The organism is Leptospiraceae bacterium (assembly GCA_015075105.1).
GTDB lineage: Bacteria > Spirochaetota > Leptospiria > Leptospirales > Leptospiraceae > JABWCC01.
The window spans coordinates 1,125,055-1,143,774 of record JABTUZ010000001.1; the positions used below are offsets into that span (position 1 = coordinate 1,125,055).

The window sequence follows — 18,720 nt, forward strand, 5'->3', positions numbered from 1 at the left end:
TAGAAAGAAAATATGGGTAAAGCCAAAGAGGAAGACATGAAAATAAAAACAAAAATTACTGAAATCTTAAATATTGACCTACCTATAATCGCTGCCCCCATGTTTTTAGTTTCTTATCCAGAGTTAGTAGTAGCCGTATCCGAAGCCGGTGGAATTGGTTGTTTTCCTTCATTAAATTACAGAACCCCCGAACAACTAAAAGACGGTATCGCCGAAATAAGAAGTAAAACGAAAAAGCCAATCGGTGTAAATTTGATTTTACACAAAGAGCATAATCCAAACTGGGCTAAGCAATTTGAAGTATGTATGCAATCCAAAGTAGAGCTTATTATCACAAGCCTTGGTACCCCACGAACGATTGCAAAAGAAATTAAATCGAATGGGGCGCATTTATTTTGTGATGTAACTACTTTAAAGCACGCAAATATAGTGGCTAAATCCGGGGCAGATGCCTTGATAGCTGTAGCAGCAGGAGCTGGAGGCCACGCAGGTGTGATTACTCCATTTGCACTATTTCCCTATTTAAAAGAAGAAACAGGACTACCCGTAATTGCATCTGGCGCAATCAGTGGAGGAAAACAAATGGCAGCAGCTCTTTCACTTGGTGCGGATGCGGTCTATGTAGGCACAAGGCTAATCGCAACTCCTGAGGCAAGATCATCCGAAGACTATAAAAAAATGCTAATCGACTCATACCCTGAAGAAATAGTCTATACCGAAAAAATTTCAGGAATACCTGCGAATTGGCTTGAGAAAAGTTTAGAAAAAGCAAAGCACCTACTCACAGGAGAAGAATCTAAGTCAATGGATGAATACAAAAGGTGGAAAGATATTTGGTCTGCGGGGCATGGGATTGCACAAATTCACGACATTCAACCCGCAGGTAAAATTATAAAAGAAATGGCTGAAGAATATTGGAAAACTGTAGAAAGTCTTCCTAAACCAATTTATTAGAGGATAAACATGAGCTATCCGTTTTTTGAAGTAAAAAAAATCCCTGAAAAAAAAATTGCAACAATCAAGTTAAATAGACCAGAAAAAAGAAATGCAATGAATTGGTCTTTTTGGAGGGACTTACCTCTACTTGTAGATGAATTAGAAAAAGATAAAAATATTCGCTCTGTAGTAATCTTAGGAAACGGAAAGTCTTTTTCTACCGGACTTGATATAGAAGATTTTTTCACTGAGTTCAAAGAAACAATTACCGGGGATATTGCAGATAAAAGAGAGAAGCTATTTCAACTCATAAAAACAATGCAGGAAGGCTTTAAAAAAATTATCTCCAGTGAGAAAGTGTATATATGCAGCGTTCACAAACACTGTATAGGTGGTGGATTGGATCTAATGGTCGCTTGCGATATTCGATTAGCAAGTAAAGATGCGAGTATTTCGTTAAGAGAAACCAAGGTTGCAATTGTTGCCGATATGGGCAGTTTGAACCGACTCCCGCAAATCATAGGAATGGGCAACACAAAGATGCTTGCATTTACCGGAAGAGATATTTCAGGAGAAGAAGCAAAAAGAATAGGATTAGTGAGCGAAATATATGAGGATTTTGAAGAATTAGAGAAAAATTCCATTGAATTAGCAACTGAAATCGCATCCAATCCTTCAATTGCAGTCAGAGGGACTAAGGAAATCCTAAACTATATGGAAGACCACGGTCCAAAAGACGGAATGGATTATGTAGCTGTATGGAATTCTGCATTTTTAGACAGTGAAGATTTGAGAGAATTAGGAGACGCATTCAAGGAAAAAAGAAAACCTAATTTCAAATAAACTAAGAACTCCCTTTTTTAGTTTTTTTTTAAAATTTTCAGAAAAGAGCAAATAAATTCTTGCAGTATTTCTATTAGAAAATATAATTCTCTGCCATGAATAATCCTCCAAAATTTTTTTATGATCTAATCCAAGAAACTGCAAAAAAATTTCCTAATAAGGTAAGTTTTAAAAAAAGAGACACTGAAGGAAATTTTGTCGGAAAAACATATAGCCAAATCTTTGAAGAAATCAACCAAATCACTGCTGGACTGATTAATTTAAAAGTCTCAGTGGGAGACAAAATTGCATTTCTATGTGATGCCTCCCCTAACTGGATATTGGTAGATATTTCAATAGTAGCCTCAGGTGCAGTAAGCGTCCCCAGAGGAACTGATGTAACTGATGAAGATATAATTTATATACTCAGCCATTCTGAAAGTAAGTTTGCAATCGTTCAAAAAGAAAAAGACCGAAAAAGGCTAATGAAGCTAAAACGAAAATTTCCAAAGCTAAAAGAAATTTTTGTAATTGAAAGTGAAAATTTTCAGCTCGCCACGGGGAAAAATTCTCTAACCGATTTAATGAAAAAGGGAGAGTCTGCACTAAAAAAAGATCCAAAAATAATCCAAAATAGAAAAACAAAAATCAACCCAAAAAACTTAGCTACTTTAATCTATACAAGCGGGACTACCGGCGCACCAAAAGGGGTCATGCTAAACCAGATGAATTGGATAGACGCAGTTCACAAAGTTTTAAATAGAATTGAAGTAACGGAAAATGACAGAATAGTAAGTCTTCTCCCTCCTTGGCACGCATTAGAAAGAGCGATTGAATACGCAGTAATAAGCACGGGTGCAGATTTTTTAGTCTCAGACTCTGCAAAAATAAAAGATGACTTAAGAGAATTCAAGCCGACTATGTTTCCATCTGTTCCAAGAATCTGGGAGTCAGTGTATAACGGAATTATGTCTAAGATCAAAAAAGAAAAGCCTGCAAAGCAAAAGATATTTAATTTTGCTTTAAAAATTAGTGAAATTTTTGCAAAAGAAAAAGCGTTTCTATTAGGCTATGACCCTGCAATAGAAGAACCAAATCCGATTCTAAGTACAATTCGTAAAATTCTCGCTGGCATTCATTTAATTTTTCTTTTTCCATTAAGAATTTTAGCGAATAAGATTTTTTCCCCCATCCATGGAGCTGTTGGAGGTAATTTAAGAATATCAGTATCAGGCGGAAGCGCACTTCCAAGCGTAGTAGATAGATTTCTAACTTCCATAGGAATAAAAGTTTTAGAAGGATACGGACTAACAGAAACTGCTGCTGTAATCTCAGTCCGAAATGCTTTTAAGCCAACTTCAGGAACTTTGGGAGATCCACTAATAGGCTACCAAATACAAATCAAAGACGATAAAGGCCACGACGTATCTTCTACTCCGGGGAAAAGAGGAGTACTCTGGGTGAAAAGCGATCAAATTCTAATGGGATACTATAAAAGACCGGAATTAAATAAAGCAGTGTTTGACAAAGATAGATTTTTTGACACTGGAGATATTATGACTCTAAACTACAAGGGAGAATTAATTTTTGCAGGAAGGGCAAAAGACACGATTGCACTTGCAGGTGGAGAAAACGTAGAACCCGGTCCGATTGAAGATAAGTTATTAGTAAGTGAGTTCATTGATCAAGTTATGGTAACAGGAGATGATAAAAAAACTTTAGGAGCCTTAATAGTTCCCAACTTTGAAAGAGTAAAAATAGAGCTTCAATTAAAAGAAGTTACCGAAAAATGGAATGAAAATAAACAAGTTCGTGAGCTATTTAAAAAAGAAATTACAAGGTTGATTTCTAAAGATACCGGATTTAAAACTTTTGAATTAATCCCCGGAAATTGCTTTTACATAGTACCCAGAAATTTCGACCCGGACACCGAAATGACAAGAACTTTAAAAATGAAAAGAACTATAATCAAAGAACACTTTCAAAAAGAAATCGACGGAATGTATTAAAACAAGAAATATAAAATTATGATAGATGAAGAATCTTTAGGTATTGAACATAAAAAAAGGGAATACTCTATTACAGAATTGCAATCAAAAAAACAGGAAAGTTTAAATCAGATATATTCCTACTACAATAATTTAGAATTAAAAATAGCAACTACTCCAGATGAGCAATTGCATACTCTCAGAATAAATATGGTAAATGCAATTTTTATGCATGATAGGATAAAAGAATATTGTAAGGGTGATTCAAATTTTCCCGGAAGAAGTTTTTGGATTAAATCTGTATTGGCTTAATAGAATACGGATCGAAACGATTAAAGAGCAAATCAAAAGAGGACTCATTGATGAAAATACAGAGTACAACTAAGACAAGAATACGTCAGGCGAAATCTAATATGAAAAAGGTTCTTACTCTTATTATATTATTCTCAATACTTACAGTATCGTGTGAAGGGGAAAAAAGTAAAAATGAGCAAGCATTAGATGGGTATAACATCAAAAAAAATCCAGGTTGGTATTATTTGATGTTCGCTGAGACAGGCATTTTCACTGGAGGATGCGAGGGTGAAGGAAAAAGCTCTGGCAAATTTTTTCCCGGAGATTGGGAAAGAATACATTTGGGAATTAGCTCCAAGTGAATATGGAAGTCAAACTTATTTTTCCGTATTAAATGGGAGTAAAACTGTAAAAGTTAAATATCGGGTATTAACAGACGATTGCAAATTTTCTATAAGATACCCAACTCTTTGCAATGGATTTCTTGATGTTGCCAATACATCAAACTGTAAGGATGAAAAGAACCAAAGCTTGCAAGGGAGTCAAATCGAACAATCGCTTGGGGTAGTGTCATGTGTGTTTTCATCAAACCATTCATCTGCTACAAGTATATCAGGCAATCATCAGAAATATAATATAGCTACTACAAATTGTAAATTATTATTTTCGATAGAATATCAGTAGAGGAGTTTAATGGATATGAAAATTAAAATTATTTATTTAATATTATTATTTTCAGCCCAAATCGAGTTAGTCAGTGAAGAAAGTAGAGACTGGAATTTTGAACGTCCTTCTGGTTCAGATAAGTTTGAAATTAGAAATTGTAACACAGCCGGAGCTTATAGCGATTTCCTTACCCGCATCACATTTTACGGGGATAGCCGTTTGGATTATGCTGATGACCCTATGACAGGTGGGAAGAATCTACTCTGGTATATAAACAATGGAATTGATGGAAGTGATTCGTATAACCTACCAAATTTTGGAATTCAAAACAATCTGTGGGCGAGAAAAATATGAGATACGTCAGGCAATACATATTTCTTCTTGTGATTCTTGCAATTGCTATTTCCTGTGGACATGATGAGCAAAACTCAAAAGTAAAAAAAGAGGTCGATCTATTCGTCTTTTTAACTTCCTTCGGGATTTTAGCTGGTGTTCCAATTGGATGCGAGGGACAGGTAAAAGGTCAGGCAGATTTTATTCCAGAGCCCGGAATGGAGATGACAATTGAGCTTAATGGCCTTGTTTCTAGAGCCTTTCGCTTGCAAAATATACAAAATAAAAATGTAAATATAACCTATATACCAATAGATGCAAACTGTATTTTTCATCATTATGGATACGACTTTTGTAATGGTCTTTTCAAAACATTTCCAACATCCATAAAATGTTTTAATGCGAACCAATCAGATTTTAATAATTCAGATTTTATAAATTTTACGATGGCTGATGGCCCAAAAACTTGTAAAATAGACTTAACCAATATTCCTACAACTATCGGAGTATTCCATATTGGCATCAACTATAAATCACCAGCTACTAAATGTAAAATTTCAGTTTTAATTCAATATGAATAAGGAGCTAATTTAAATGCTTAGAATTATATTTTTAATTTTATCCCCCATATTTTTGTTATCTGCCGAAGCTATTCCCGGAAAAAATAACTTTGATTACGAGCGTCCTGCCGGTGATATTTCCGAAAAAGGATGTAACACTTTATCTCAATACTCCTCCGATCTAACCCGTATCACATTTTACGGGGATAGCCGTTTAGACTATGCTGATGACCCTGTGACAGGTGGAAAAAATCTACTCTGGTATATAAACAATGGAATTGATGGAAGTGATTCGTCTAACGTACCAAATTTTGGAATTCAAAATTTTGGGCAAAGCACTTGGCGAACCGACCAAGTAAATGAACATCTATCTAAATGCATTAATAATGAAAATTACAAAACTTCTAAGCGTTTCGTTGTCAACATCGGTGGAAACGATTGGTTTATATCTTCTACATTCATCATCGCTAATCCGTGGATTGCAGTTGGAACTGCACTTTGGGTAGAGAATAATGTGAGGGGAATTGTAGGGAAGCTAAAGCAGAGGGCAAGCATGAACAATGGAAAATTTGAGATACTGCTACTTGGAAACTACCACGGAATCGCAGGTACATTTATTGGACATGATAAAAATTTTCTGGAAGGAGCCAGTAATGTCATGACAATAACAAATGCGGGAATCATGTATTCAAATAACGTCTATAAAGAGATTGCAGAACAAAATCAAATTCATTATTTAGATACTACTGCCGTTATGCGTGACCCGATTAATCCGAATAGTGCAGACCCGCAGTTGATGTTGCCAGATTTGCTACATCCAAATCATGCAGGCTTTCAAAAATGGGGAAACGCTGTTGGCAGCTATCTTGCCACTAATGGATTCAAAGATTCAATACAAAGAAATTCTTTTTTTAAAACACAATTCTCTATTCAAAAAACAATTGAGCAGTTTATTCAAACTGCAATGCTTTTAGGCAATCCGAATTCTCCATTCTCCCCACTCGGTGTTGCACTTACTGCTGAAGCAAATCTTCAACAGACTCTAATAAATCTAACTGAAGCAAAAAAAGATTTACAAGACAAGGAAAGAATCTTGCAGGAAGCAAAAGCTGAATTGAATTCAAGGTTGAAAAGATTGCAGGAACTTCAAGATCAGATTAGGGATGTTGAATACAAAATAAATCTTGTTACTAAAAGAATCGAAAAAGTCGATGCAGATATTTTAGAAATTCAGGCAAGGATTGCAATTACAGATGAAGAAATTATTCAAAAGCAAAACGAACTGAATTTAGCGATTTCAGAAAGGCAAAGGTTAGAAAGAGAAGAACTCGCTTATGCTCAACAGCAGGCAAGACTACGTGCAGAAACGGACGTTGCAAGGATTGCAGCTGAAAAAGCCAGACAAGATGCAGAAGAAGCTGAAATACAAAGACAGCTTGCTAAAAAAAAGGCAGCAGAGGCAGAAGAAGAAGCGCGGCGAGCACGGGAAGCAAGAAATAACGCATTACTATTTTGCTTATTTACAGGGAAATGTTGGTAAAGAGGTAACGAAAATAACTTACAAGTCCAAGGCAAAGGTAAAAATACCACAGAATATTTAGTAGTGACAGTGGATATTGTCTCCTCAAAAAATACATTCCAACCGAAATCGTGCTATTTTCGGTTGGAACTCCATAGCTAAGACCAATCAGGAGTGATTATGTCTCTAAAGCTTGCTAATATTTGGAAGTTAGGGCTTAATTTTTAATTAAACTAACTACTTTAGGTTAAAATTCTTAATACCTCTATAATTATTGACAATTTATATCAAAAGTCTAAATTCAATACAATATGAAAGTCAATATGAAAACATTAATTATTTTTCTAATCAATTTTATAGCTGCATGCAATGGAATTGCAACTAATAATATGGAAGTTACAGGTTCAAAAAAAAGTAAATATAAGCAAACATTCAATAATATGGTGATGATATATCTCCAGTTGCCACAAACCTCAAATTCAATAGAAAGTAATAATGAACCACCTTTGACAGAAAATGAAAACTCAACTTTGACACCAAATGTTCAAAATCAAGTTTTTTATCTATCGGAATACGAACTCAAAGAAAATCTCAAAATTGAAAATGATATGAAAGATAAGGGACTACTTAAAGAGAATATTTTAAAAACTATTGGAGAAAACTATGTTCAAATGGTGACCTACCCTCAACCAACTCAAGATGATATTGATTCCATGATAGATGAAAAATCTTTAGGTATTGAACATAAAAAAAGGGAATACTCTATTACAGAATTGCAATCAAAAAAACAGGAAAGTTTAAATCAGATATATTCCTACTACAATAATTTAGAATTAAAAATAGCAACTACTCCAGATGAGCAATTGCATACTCTCAGAATAAATATGGTAAATGCAATTTTCATGCATGATAAGATAAAAGAATATTGTAAGGGTGATTCAAATTTCCCGGAAGAAGTTCTTGGATTAAATCTATATTGGCTTAATAGAATACGGATCGAAGTGATTAAAGAGCAAATCAAAAGAGGACTCATTGATGAAAATGCAGAGTATAACTAAGACAATAATACGTCAGGCGAAATCTAAAATAAAAAAGGTTCTTACTCTTATTATATTTTCCTCAATACTTACAGTATCATGTGAAGGGGAAAGAAGGAAAAATGAGCAAGCATTAGAAGGGTACAACATCAAAAATAATCCAGGTTGGTATTATTTGATGTTCGCTGAAGCAGGCATTTTCACGGGAGGATGCGAGGGTGAAGCTCAAAGAAAAGCAAAGTATATAATAGAGGCTGAAAAAGAAACAACAATGGAAACCACTACCAGCAGCAGTTTAATTGATATTTTATTTAAAATCTCAAAAAATAAAAACTTGAAGATGACCTTCACTCCACTCGACGCAGGTTGTCTTTATAATCCAAATAATGGTTTTAGTTTTAAAGCATGCAATGGTTTACTTAATGGATCCCCATCTTATATCAATTGTTCTGATTTCTCCAATTTTGGTTTGTCAAGTGGTCCTGTAATTTGTAAATTAAATATATTAAATCAAACTTTAACGAGTCTGTGGGGAACTCTTAGAATAGATTCAGCATCAGTAGGATACAAATGCAAAGTTTCAATTTTAATTCAATACGAATAAAGAGGTGATTATGAAATTATTACTAACACTTTCCACTTTTCTCTTTTCCTTTTCAGTTTTGATAGCCGAAGGAACAGACTACAGTTTTGAGAAACCAGCATATGGGATTCAGGAAAACAATTGTCATTTAACAGATTATTTTAAAGAAGATACCCAAATCACATTTTACGGGGATAGCCGTTTAGATTATGCTGACGAGCCTGTGACAGGTGGAAAAAATCTGCTCTGGTATATAAACAATGGAATTGATGGAAGTGATTCGTCTAACCTACCAAATTTTGGAATTCAAAATTTCGGACAAAGCACTTGGATAGCAGACCAACTGAATAGTCATTTATTTACATGCTTACGAAATAAAAATTACAAAATCTCAAATCGTTTCGTTGTAAATATCGGTGGTAACGATTGGATATGGTGGTCGCCCGGAATTTTGGGAAATCCGTGGATTGCAGTTGTTGCAGCAGCAGTTATTGAAAATAACCTCAGAGGAATTATAGGAAAATTGAAAATGAATGCCAGCCGAAACCAAGGGAAATTCGAAGTTTTAATTCTGGGTAATTATCCTGTTGTTTCCGGTTCATATCAATATAAAGCTGGAAGTTCAAAAGACCTTCTCCCGCTTGAAACAATATTAAATGTTGGAACCATCATCAACGCTGGTGTTGGATATATGAATGAAAAGTATAAAGAGATTGCAGAACAAAATCAAATTCATTATTTAGATACTACTGCCGTTATGCGTGACCCGATTAATCCGAATAGTGCAGACCCGCAGTTGATGTTGCCAGATTTGCTACATCCAAATCATGCAGGCTTTCAAAAATGGGGAAACGCTGTTGGCAGCTATCTTGCCACTAATGGATTCAAAGATTCAATACAAAGAAATTCTTTTTTTAAAACACAATTCTCTATTCAAAAAACAATTGAGCAGTTTATTCAAACTGCAATGCTTTTAGGCAATCCGAATTCTCCATTCTCCCCACTCGGTGTTGCACTTACTGCTGAAGCAAATCTTCAACAGACTCTAATCAATCTAACTGAAGCAAAAAAAGATTTACAAGACAAGGAAAGAATCTTGCAGGAAGCAAAAGCTGAATTGAATTCAAGGTTGAAAAGATTGCAGGAACTTCAAGATCAGATTAGGGATGTTGAATACAAAATAAATCTTGTTACTAAAAGAATCGAAAAAGTCGATGCAGATATTTTAGAAATTCAGGCAAGGATTGCAATTACAGATGATGAAATTATTCAAAAGCAAAACGAACTGAATTTAGCGATTTCAGAAAGACAAAGGTTAGAAAGAGAAGAACTCGCTTATGCTCAACAGCAGGCAAGACTACGTGCAGAAACGGACGTTGCAAGGATTGCGGCTGAAAAAGCCAGACAAGATGCAGAAGAAGCTGAAATACAAAGACAGCTTGCTAAAAAAAAGGCAGCAGAGGCAGAAAAGGAATCGCAACGAGCACAAGAAGCAAGAGATGCAGCCTTACTATTTTGCTTACTTACAGGGAAATGTTGGTAAAGTGATAATGTGAAAATAACTTACAAACCCAAGGCAAAGGTAAAAATACCACAGAATATTTAGTAGTGACAGTGGATATTGTCCTCTTGAAAAATACATCCCAACCGAAATCGTGCTATTTTTGGGTGGAACTCCATAGCTAAGACCAATTAGGGGTGATTATGCCTCTAAAGCTTGCTAATATTTGGAAGTTAGGGCTTAATTTTAAATTAAACTAACTACTTTAGGTTAAAATTCTTAATACCTCTATATTTATTGACAATTTCTATTACAAGTCTAAATTCAATACAATATGAAAGTCAATAATAGTTTAAGAATACGTCAGGCGAAATCTAATATGAAAAAAGTTCTTACTCTTATTATATTATTCTCAATACTTACAGTATCGTGTGAAGGGGAAAAAAGTAAAAATGAGCAAGCATTAGATGGGTATAACATCAAAAAAAATCCAGGTTGGTATTATTTGATGTTCGCTGAGACAGGCATTTTCACTGGAGGATGCGAGGGTGAAGGAAAAAGCTCTGGCAAATTTTTTCCCGGAGGTTGGGAAAGAATACATAATTGAACTTCCTTTAAATGACTATCAGAGATACTTTTTTCTAAAAGTAGATAATGGTCAAAAATTAAAAGTTACTTATGAATCGTTAACTACGGGATGTGAATTTTATTTTTCTCATTATGGGTTTTGCAAAGGTTTTTACCGAACCCAAAACACTAGTTATAATTGTATCTCCAACACAAATAAAATAATTACAGATGGGAGTTTTGATTCATCAATAAGAAAAGTAATTTGCAGCATAGACTCTCAAGATCAAAGCAGGTCATCATTTTCTGGTATGTTTCAAAGCTATCTACCAAAAACAGTATGTAAATTAAGCTTTAAATTTGAATCAAATTAAAAAGGAGAACTTAAATGAAAATTAAATTTCTTATTTTTATCATTCTTAATTTTATGTTTTTAACAAGTCAACTATTTTCTAAAGAACAAAAACCTTGTTTTTGGGAAAGACCTGCCGGTGATATTTCCGAAAAAGGATGTAATACTTCATCTCAATACTCCCCCGATCTAACCCGAATCACATTTTACGGGGATAGCCGTTTAGACTATGCTGATGAGCCTGTGACAGGAGGAAAAAATCTGCTCTGGTATATAAATAATGGAATTGATGGAAGTGATTCGTCTAACGTACCAAATTTTGGAATTCAAAACTTCGGACAAAGCACTTGGATAGCAGACCAACTGAATGGTCATTTATTTACATGCTTAGGAAATTTAAGCCGGTGTCGCATAACGAAACCGGCAGGTCAATCTTAGGTAAAAAGTCCGTCGATGGACAAATATCTTTCTCCTGTATCGTAGTTAAAGGTAAGGATTCTTGAACCCTTTGGAGCTTCTTTGATCTTACTTGCAACGGATGCAAGTGCAGCACCAGAGGACACTCCAATAAATAACCCCTCCTCTTTTGCAGCTCGAATAGTATATTCAAAAGCCTCTTCCTTTGTAACCTGAATAGTTCCGTCTAAAAGATTTGTGTGTAAATTTTTTGGAATAAAACCTGCACCAAGGCCTTGGATTGGATGTGGGCCCGGCTTTCCACCACTGATCACAGGAGACGCTGATGGCTCAACTGCAAATACTTTCAATTTTGGAAACTTTTCTTTTAGAGCCCGAGCAACACCAGTAATATGTCCACCTGTTCCTACCCCTGTTATAAGATAGTCAAAGCCCTCTGGAAAATCTGCCAAGATTTCTTTTGCAGTTGCCTCTTGGTGAATTTTGATATTTGCCTCGTTCTCAAATTGTTGTGGAATCCAAGCGTTCTTTTTTTCTGCAGCAATTTCTTTTGCTCTTTCGATAGCCCCGGGCATTCCTTTTTCTCTCGGGGTTAGCTCAAAAGTTGCACCATAAGCAGACATGATTTTTCGTCTTTCAAGAGACATAGACTCAGGCATAACTAAAATAAGCGGGTACTTTTTTACGGCTGCAACCAAAGCAAGTCCGATTCCAGTATTTCCAGAAGTTGGCTCAACAATTACGCTATCTTTTTTTAATAGGCCTTTCTTTTCAGCGTCTTCGATCATAGACAATGCAATTCTGTCTTTGATACTTCCACCCGGGTTGTATTTTTCTAATTTTACCCAAACCTCGTGGTCTTTTCCAAATAAATGATTCACCCTTACATGAGGAGTGTTTCCTATGGTTTGCAATATATTTTCTGCTTTCATTTTTCCCTCTTTATTCTAAGCCATTTTTGCTTAGGTTCATAAATTTACCAATATGACCACTATAGTTTACTAATTTTAAAAATGTCAAGAATATTTCCAATAAATTAAACAATTTTTTCGATTTAATGGAAATATTACCAAAATTCTCCACTTAAACAGATAAATATATTGATTTTTTAGAAATTTTAGGGAAGAAACGATAGAAAAATACAAAAATCCTCTAAAAACTCTGACCCTACCCGCTGCAAAAGCCCTTAAATAAGATTGACACAGAAGAAGAATTATTATTTCATACAACGAAGCTCAATTCGTTACTTTTTCAACCAGTGAGCACCCTCAAACATTTATGTCTGATTTCTATAACACAATAATTGAAAACAACAAAAAATGGGTAGAGTCTAAATTGGCTTTGGACCCGAATTTTTTTCTGAAGCTAAAAGACACACAAAGCCCCTCTTTACTTTGGATCGGTTGCTCGGATAGTAGAATCCCTGCAAATGAAGTAATAGGCGCACAACCCGGTGAAGTATTTGTTCACAGAAATATTGCCAACATGGTTATTCACTCCGACATAAATATGTTGAGTGTTTTAGATTACGCAGTGAATATTCTAAAAGTAAGACATGTGATCGTTTGCGGTCATTATGGTTGTGGCGGAGTAAAGGCAGCGATGAGTTCGAGACCTGTGGGAATTATCGACAACTGGATTCGTCATATAAAAGACAGTTACAGGTTTCGGAAAAATGAAATTGAATCAATTCAAGACGAGAATGAAAGATTGGATCGATTTGTAGAATGGAATACAAAACAGCAAGTTTTTAATTTAGCGGTAACATCTATTGTTCAACAAGCATGGAGTAATGGACAGGAATTATCTATTCATGGTTGGATTTATAGGATTGACTCAGGACTAATCAAAGACTTAGAAGTAAATTTTTCCTCTCACGGTGATTTAAAGAACAGCAGTGTATATAGATTGGACTTTGAAGAAATACCATAGAAGAAATAAATATAAGTTAGCCCTTGCATGCAAAATCTTTTTCTTTTAGATAGTTATCCTTATACCTTGAATAATTGCTTGCAGTTCGAGTAATGATTTCTCTATCTTCGTCCGTAATGTCCCTGATAATCTTACCCGGACTACCCATTACAAGTACACCGGGTGGAATTTTTTTTCCGGGAGGGATAAGAGTTCCGGCTGCAATAAAAGAATACTCACCCAATTCTACCCCATCCATTAGCATTGCACCCATTCCTACAAATGAAAATTTTTGCAATACACAACCGTGAACGATTGCCCTGTGTCCGATAGATACGTTATCTCCTATGATTGTGGGAAATTTATCTCTCGCTACGTGCACTACACTCATATCTTGAATATTTACGTTTTCTCCGATTGTAATATAATTTACATCCCCTCGGACAAGTGTTTGAAACCAAATTGAAGAATTTTTTCCTATAGTGACATTCCCGATTATATCTGCACTTGGAGCAATAAACGCAGTTTCGTGAATATTTGGTTTTATAGATTGAAATTCGTAAATCATATCTACCTGCCTTTTAAAACTTCGTAGTCTTCCTCATTTTTTACAAGAGTACCAAGGTAAGGGATGTTTGTTTTTTTCCAGTCTGCCCCCTGGTGAAGTAAAATATGAATCCAGTCAATTAGTTCGCTTGTAGATGGCTTCTTTTTTAAGTCATAGCTTTTTCTAAGAGAATAGAAAGTTTCGATTGCCTTTTTTAGAATATCTTTATCAATTTCTGGAAAATGAGACTTCACGATAGATTCCATAAATTCTTTAGAAGGGAAATCTATATAATGAAAAATACACCTCCTTAAAAATGCGTCAGGCAACTCCTTCTCGTTATTGGAAGTGATAATAATTAAGGGTCTGTGTTTTGCCTTGACTTTTCTATTTGTCTCTGTAATAAAAAATTCCATACTATCGAGTTCCAATAGCAAATCATTTGGAAACTCTATATCGGCCTTGTCAATTTCGTCAATCAACACTATGGGCTTTACGTCTGACTCAAAAGCCTCTCCAAGCGCACCGAGTCGGATATAATTTTCTATATTGTGTATATCTTTTTTTGAATCTATTTCTGAAAACCTAGAATCATTTAGTCTTGCAACTGCATCATAAAAGTACAGCCCTTCTTTTGCTTCACTCGTTGACTTTACATGCCATCGAAAAAGTGGCATTTTTTTTTGGGTAGAAACATAGTGAGCCAGTAAGGTTTTCCCAGTTCCGGGCTCACCTTTTACAAGAAGTGGTCTCTCTGTAATCTCTGCAATTTTTACTGCCTCTCCAAGTTCATTCGACAGTATATATTTCTCAAAATCTTCCCTAGGATCGGACATTCAAGTAGCACTCGCTAAAATAGATATAGTACTCTGTCTTTTATAATAGTCAGCCCCTTCCCTGTCTAAAAATTCCTCGTAAGTTCCTTTGAAATCTTTTATTCCATCTGAGGTTACCTCTAAAATTCTTGTAGCAAGAGAAGATACAAATTCTCGATCGTGGGATACAAATAGCACAGTCCCCTCATATATCGACAGTGCGTAGTTCAAGGCTTCGATAGACTCTAAGTCTAAGTGATTTGTAGGCTCGTCTAAGGCTAACAAATTATCCTCTGCCATAATCATTCTTGCTAGGATCAGTCTGGACTTTTCACCACCCGACAAGACTTCTGTACTTTTTTGAGCCATCTCACCACTAAAAAGCATTCTTCCGAGCAGCCCTCGAATCACAGTCATGTCTGTCCCTGGTGGAGCGTAACTATAAAGCCATTCAATTAGACTTGGCTTATCGACTTCAATGCCTTCTCTATGGTCTTGCGGAAAATAAGAAGCATACACACTCATACCCCAATCTACTTTTCCCGTGTCCGGCTCCAATCTTTTCATCAAGCATTTTAAAAGAGTAGTTTTACCAACTCCATTTGTTCCGATGATTGCAACCTTTTCACCCTTGCTGATAGATATATTTACCTCTTTAAAAATCTGGGTAGAATATTTTTTAGAAATATTTACTGCATCGATCACATCTTTACCAAGAGGTTTACCCACTTTAAACCGAATGTATGGCGATACTCTGGAAGAAGGCTTCATTTCTTCTACTTTAATTTTTTCTATTAACTTTGCTCTGGAAGTGGCCTGCTTTGCTTTACTTGCATTTGCACTAAAACGATTCACAAATTCTTGCAAGTCCGCAATTTTTTCTTTTTTCCTTTTATTTTCAGAAATCAATTGCTCTCTTGCAAGAGTAGATGCTTCCATGAAATCGTCGTAGTTCCCCGGATAAATTTTAATCGAGCTATAATCTAAATCTGCAATATCTGTAGCGATTGAGTTTATAAAATGTCTATCGTGAGAAATCACAATCACGACCCCATTATAGGATTTTAGAAAATTTTCCAGCCAAGTAATCGTCTTAATATCAAGGTGGTTTGTAGGCTCATCTAAAAGAAGTACATCCGGCTTCAAAAATAAAACTTGAGCGAGTAAAACCCTTAGCTTAAACCCACCAGTAATCTTAGACATAGTTTCGTTATGGATATTGGATGGAATACCCAGCCCTTCCAGCAATTCACCTGCTACACTTTCAGATTCATAACCACCTAAATCTGCAAATTCCTCTTCTAATTCGCTTGCCCGAATCCCTTCTTCTTCACTCATTTCGGGTAAGGCATAGAGTCTATCTCTTTCCTGAGAAATCTTCCACAATTCTTTATTTCCTTGAATTACGGTATTGGTAATAGTTTCATTCTCATATTCATAGTGATCCTGTTTTAAGTATCCTATGACCATCCCTTTATCCACAGAAACCACCCCTTGGTGAGGCTGCTCAATACCGGCAAGAATTTTCATAAAAGTTGACTTACCGGTACCGTTGGCTCCTATAAGACCATACCTAGATCCCGATTTGAATTTAATTGTCACATTTTCGAATAAAGTTTTTTTCCCAAAACGTACTGCAAGACCCGATACACTAATCATAATCTACCTATAGAACTATATAATAAAGTCAGTATTTTACTTCCTTTTCTTTAGCCAAGCCGATTTGAAAATATTTGTGACTATTAAGAGGATCTTTTTTTTTACCGAAGCTAAAAACATGAAGGCTATTTTCTTTTCTTTTCTATTTTTATCCCAATTTGCACTTATCGCAAAAGAAAGTGTACAAGTCGGAGAAATCATCGGAGCCGGCAAATTTTTTAAAACAAAAGAATTTACTTGTGAACTAATTGCAAACGATTTATCCATAGAGCTTGCCGAAGCCACCGGAAATAAAATACGTGCTCTTGTTATAACATCAGGCAGAACTTGTGAAATCACCCGCTATGAAATTTCTCCATTTACAACAGAATCAAATCTTCCCCCATGGACTTTAAAACAAATTCCAAAATACGTCCACAGAAGACTCCCTGCATTCAATCCAAAAGTTACACCCGATGGGAATCAGATGTTTTGGACTACGCTAATCGAAAAAAAAAGAAACTCCACTCAAAAAATCTGGTATTCCGAGTTAGATGAATTTGGCTTTTGGAAGCCCGGTATCCAACTGGCAGAGCCTTTGAATAATGACACACCTTCCGCTGTAATTTCAGCTTTACCAGGAGGGAATGAACTTTTTGTATTCGGAAGCTATTCGGAAGAGGAAATTATAAAAAATTTAGAAAAAGAAATGGATACCGAGCACAAAAGAATTATCAAAGAATCCAAAAATGAAAGAGAATACAAATTGCGATTTGCTGATCTTCAAATTATTTTCCAAAGAAGATTAGATAGAATTTACAGTAGAGTTCCTTTGTACAAAACTTTTAAAACCGGTCACAACTGGACTCATCCAAAGCCAATTTCATTTCCTGACTTCTACAATTTGTATAAAAAAGAAGACAATCCAAACCAACAAGTATTCGGTGGATCGGCACTTTCAAGTAGCGGAAAAGTCTTAATCTATTCGGTAATGCAAAGCGACTCTCAGGGCAAATTAGATTTGTATATATCCATAGCAGACAAAAACGGGAATTTCCCACTTGGCAGAAACCTCGGTAGAACAATTAATACAAACGAAGAAGAGATGGCTCCATTTCTTGCAGCAGATGACCGAACCTTATATTTTTCCAGTAACGGTCACAACGGGCTCTCTATTTACTTCACTCAAAGAATCGGAGATGGGTGGATCAACTGGACAAGTCCTCTTGAGATTTCAAAAAATCTTCAAGGAGTAAACTTTTTTACAATACCTGCGTCTGGAAACTGGGCTTATATAAGCAAAAATGGACAATTGTATATGACTTATTTGCCACAAGAATTTCGACCAAAGCCGGTGATACTGGTAAAAGTAAAGGTTAAAAATGAAAAAGGAGAACCAATTGATGCAGAAATTATTTTTGAATCTCTGAAAAATAACGAACAGTTAGGCACGACTATCTCTGAATCTGAAAAGGGGAATTTTTCTATTGTAGTCCCACACGGTGAAAGATATGGATTTGTAGCAAAAAAAAATGGTTATCTCCCTGTTCATAAAAGTATCGACCTTAGAAATTCCGACAACCTCTATAAAGAAGTAGATGTAGATATAGTTTTACCAGAAATTAAGAAAGGTAAAGAAATCGTAATCAACAATCTTTTCTTTGACACAAAAAAATTCGATATAACAAAAGATTCAGAGCCGGAGTTAGATCGTTTAGCTGAAATTATCAAAGAAAATAAAAATATAAAAATTTCCATAGAAGGCCATACCGATAACGTGGGAGGTGAAAAAGATAATCTCGAATTGTCAAAAGCCAGAGCAAATTCTGTTTTAGAATACCTCCACAACAAACACAAAATCCCAAAAGAGAGGTTGAGTTCTAAAGGCTTTGGTGAAAAAAAACCAGTAGCAGACAACTCTACCCCTGAATCCAGAGCAAAAAATAGAAGAGTGATCTTCAAAATTTTAGATTAGTCAAGGGTTGTGGTCAAGTTGTAGTTTAGTGAAGTAAAGATGTTTGAATTATGAGATTTATGTTGATAGAATATTTTTTACACAAAAATGTGGGGCTCCAATTCAGAGGGCTGATGATTGAAGATGGAAATAGTAGAGTTGGATTTTTTTTAATTAGATTTTTAGTAGAGTTCTTAGTACTTCACATTTCGTATAGATTTTGTAATTTTCATGCAAAAATGTGGGAACTCCACTCTTTTCAGTAAAGTGCTGATTTTCT

At 35.3% G+C, this 18,720-nt stretch carries 19 protein-coding genes; 15 read left to right on the forward strand and 4 right to left on the reverse strand.

The window, feature by feature from the left end:
* Positions 1–36 precede the first annotated feature (36 nt).
* The 13 genes from HS129_05545 to HS129_05605 all read left to right on the forward strand — a co-directional run bounded on the left by HS129_05545 (position 37) and on the right by HS129_05605 (position 11,596).
* Entirely contained in the window at positions 37–954 is a 918-nt protein-coding gene (locus HS129_05545; protein ID MBE7411517.1) for a nitronate monooxygenase, read from the forward strand.
* A gap of 3 nt (positions 955–957) precedes the next feature.
* Positions 958–1,779, forward strand: a complete 822-nt coding sequence (locus HS129_05550; GenBank protein ID MBE7411518.1) for an enoyl-CoA hydratase/isomerase family protein — start codon at positions 958–960, stop codon at positions 1,777–1,779.
* A gap of 95 nt (positions 1,780–1,874) precedes the next feature.
* Positions 1,875–3,767, forward strand: a complete 1,893-nt coding sequence (locus tag HS129_05555) for a long-chain fatty acid--CoA ligase (GenBank protein MBE7411519.1) — start codon at positions 1,875–1,877, stop codon at positions 3,765–3,767.
* A gap of 18 nt (positions 3,768–3,785) precedes the next feature.
* Positions 3,786–4,058 carry a hypothetical protein gene (locus tag HS129_05560; GenBank protein MBE7411520.1) on the forward strand — a complete coding sequence of 91 codons (273 nt, stop codon included), beginning with the start codon at positions 3,786–3,788 and terminating at the stop codon, positions 4,056–4,058.
* Between the two features lie 270 nt (positions 4,059–4,328).
* A complete protein-coding gene (locus tag HS129_05565; protein ID MBE7411521.1) occupies positions 4,329–4,724 on the forward strand; it encodes a hypothetical protein in 396 nt (131 codons plus the stop codon).
* Between the two features lie 15 nt (positions 4,725–4,739).
* Complete coding sequence (locus HS129_05570; GenBank protein MBE7411522.1) at positions 4,740–5,060, forward strand: hypothetical protein; 321 nt, start codon at positions 4,740–4,742, stop codon at positions 5,058–5,060.
* Positions 5,057–5,620, forward strand: a complete 564-nt coding sequence (locus HS129_05575) for a hypothetical protein (GenBank protein MBE7411523.1) — start codon at positions 5,057–5,059, stop codon at positions 5,618–5,620. Before HS129_05570 ends, HS129_05575 begins: the two co-directional genes overlap by 4 nt.
* 13 nt (positions 5,621–5,633) lie before the next feature.
* Entirely contained in the window at positions 5,634–7,139 is a 1,506-nt protein-coding gene (locus HS129_05580; GenBank protein MBE7411524.1) for a hypothetical protein, read from the forward strand.
* 302 nt (positions 7,140–7,441) lie between these two features.
* Entirely contained in the window at positions 7,442–8,176 is a 735-nt protein-coding gene (locus HS129_05585; protein MBE7411525.1) for a hypothetical protein, read from the forward strand.
* Complete coding sequence (locus HS129_05590) at positions 8,151–8,759, forward strand: hypothetical protein (protein ID MBE7411526.1); 609 nt, start codon at positions 8,151–8,153, stop codon at positions 8,757–8,759. The genes HS129_05585 and HS129_05590 overlap by 26 nt, the downstream gene beginning before the upstream one ends.
* Before the next feature lie 10 nt (positions 8,760–8,769).
* The gene (locus HS129_05595; GenBank protein MBE7411527.1) at positions 8,770–10,281 is read left to right on the forward strand and encodes a hypothetical protein; all 1,512 of its coding nucleotides are present in this window, start codon (positions 8,770–8,772) and stop codon (positions 10,279–10,281) included.
* A gap of 337 nt (positions 10,282–10,618) precedes the next feature.
* Complete coding sequence (locus tag HS129_05600) at positions 10,619–10,846, forward strand: hypothetical protein (protein MBE7411528.1); 228 nt, start codon at positions 10,619–10,621, stop codon at positions 10,844–10,846.
* A 348-nt stretch (positions 10,847–11,194) separates the two neighbouring features.
* Positions 11,195–11,596: a hypothetical protein gene (locus tag HS129_05605; protein MBE7411529.1), complete on the forward strand. Its 402-nt coding sequence runs from the start codon at positions 11,195–11,197 to the stop codon at positions 11,594–11,596.
* On the opposite strand, the gene cysK is transcribed toward HS129_05605, so the two are convergent.
* Positions 11,593–12,507 carry a cysteine synthase A gene (gene cysK / locus HS129_05610; protein ID MBE7411530.1) on the reverse strand — a complete coding sequence of 305 codons (915 nt, stop codon included), beginning with the start codon at positions 12,505–12,507 and terminating at the stop codon, positions 11,593–11,595. The genes HS129_05605 and cysK overlap by 4 nt on opposite strands.
* Before the next feature lie 346 nt (positions 12,508–12,853).
* Between cysK and HS129_05615 the strand changes: the two genes are divergently transcribed.
* Positions 12,854–13,507, forward strand: coding sequence for a carbonic anhydrase (locus tag HS129_05615; protein MBE7411531.1), 654 nt, complete (start codon positions 12,854–12,856; stop codon positions 13,505–13,507).
* 16 nt (positions 13,508–13,523) lie between these two features.
* Here the strand turns inward: HS129_05615 and HS129_05620 are convergent, their stop codons facing one another.
* The 3 genes from HS129_05620 to HS129_05630 are packed head-to-tail and all read right to left on the reverse strand — an operon-like array spanning position 13,524 to position 16,507.
* Positions 13,524–14,054, reverse strand: a complete 531-nt coding sequence (locus HS129_05620; GenBank protein ID MBE7411532.1) for a gamma carbonic anhydrase family protein — start codon at positions 14,052–14,054, stop codon at positions 13,524–13,526.
* A 2-nt stretch (positions 14,055–14,056) separates the two neighbouring features.
* Entirely contained in the window at positions 14,057–14,869 is an 813-nt protein-coding gene (locus tag HS129_05625; protein ID MBE7411533.1) for a MoxR family ATPase, read from the reverse strand.
* Entirely contained in the window at positions 14,870–16,507 is a 1,638-nt protein-coding gene (locus HS129_05630; GenBank protein ID MBE7411534.1) for an ATP-binding cassette domain-containing protein, read from the reverse strand.
* Between the two features lie 118 nt (positions 16,508–16,625).
* Here HS129_05630 and HS129_05635 point away from each other — a divergent pair, with 118 nt between their 5' ends.
* On the forward strand, positions 16,626–18,461 hold the full coding sequence (locus tag HS129_05635) for an OmpA family protein (protein MBE7411535.1): 1,836 nt from the start codon (positions 16,626–16,628) through the stop codon (positions 18,459–18,461).
* The last annotated feature ends 259 nt before the right edge of the window (positions 18,462–18,720 follow it).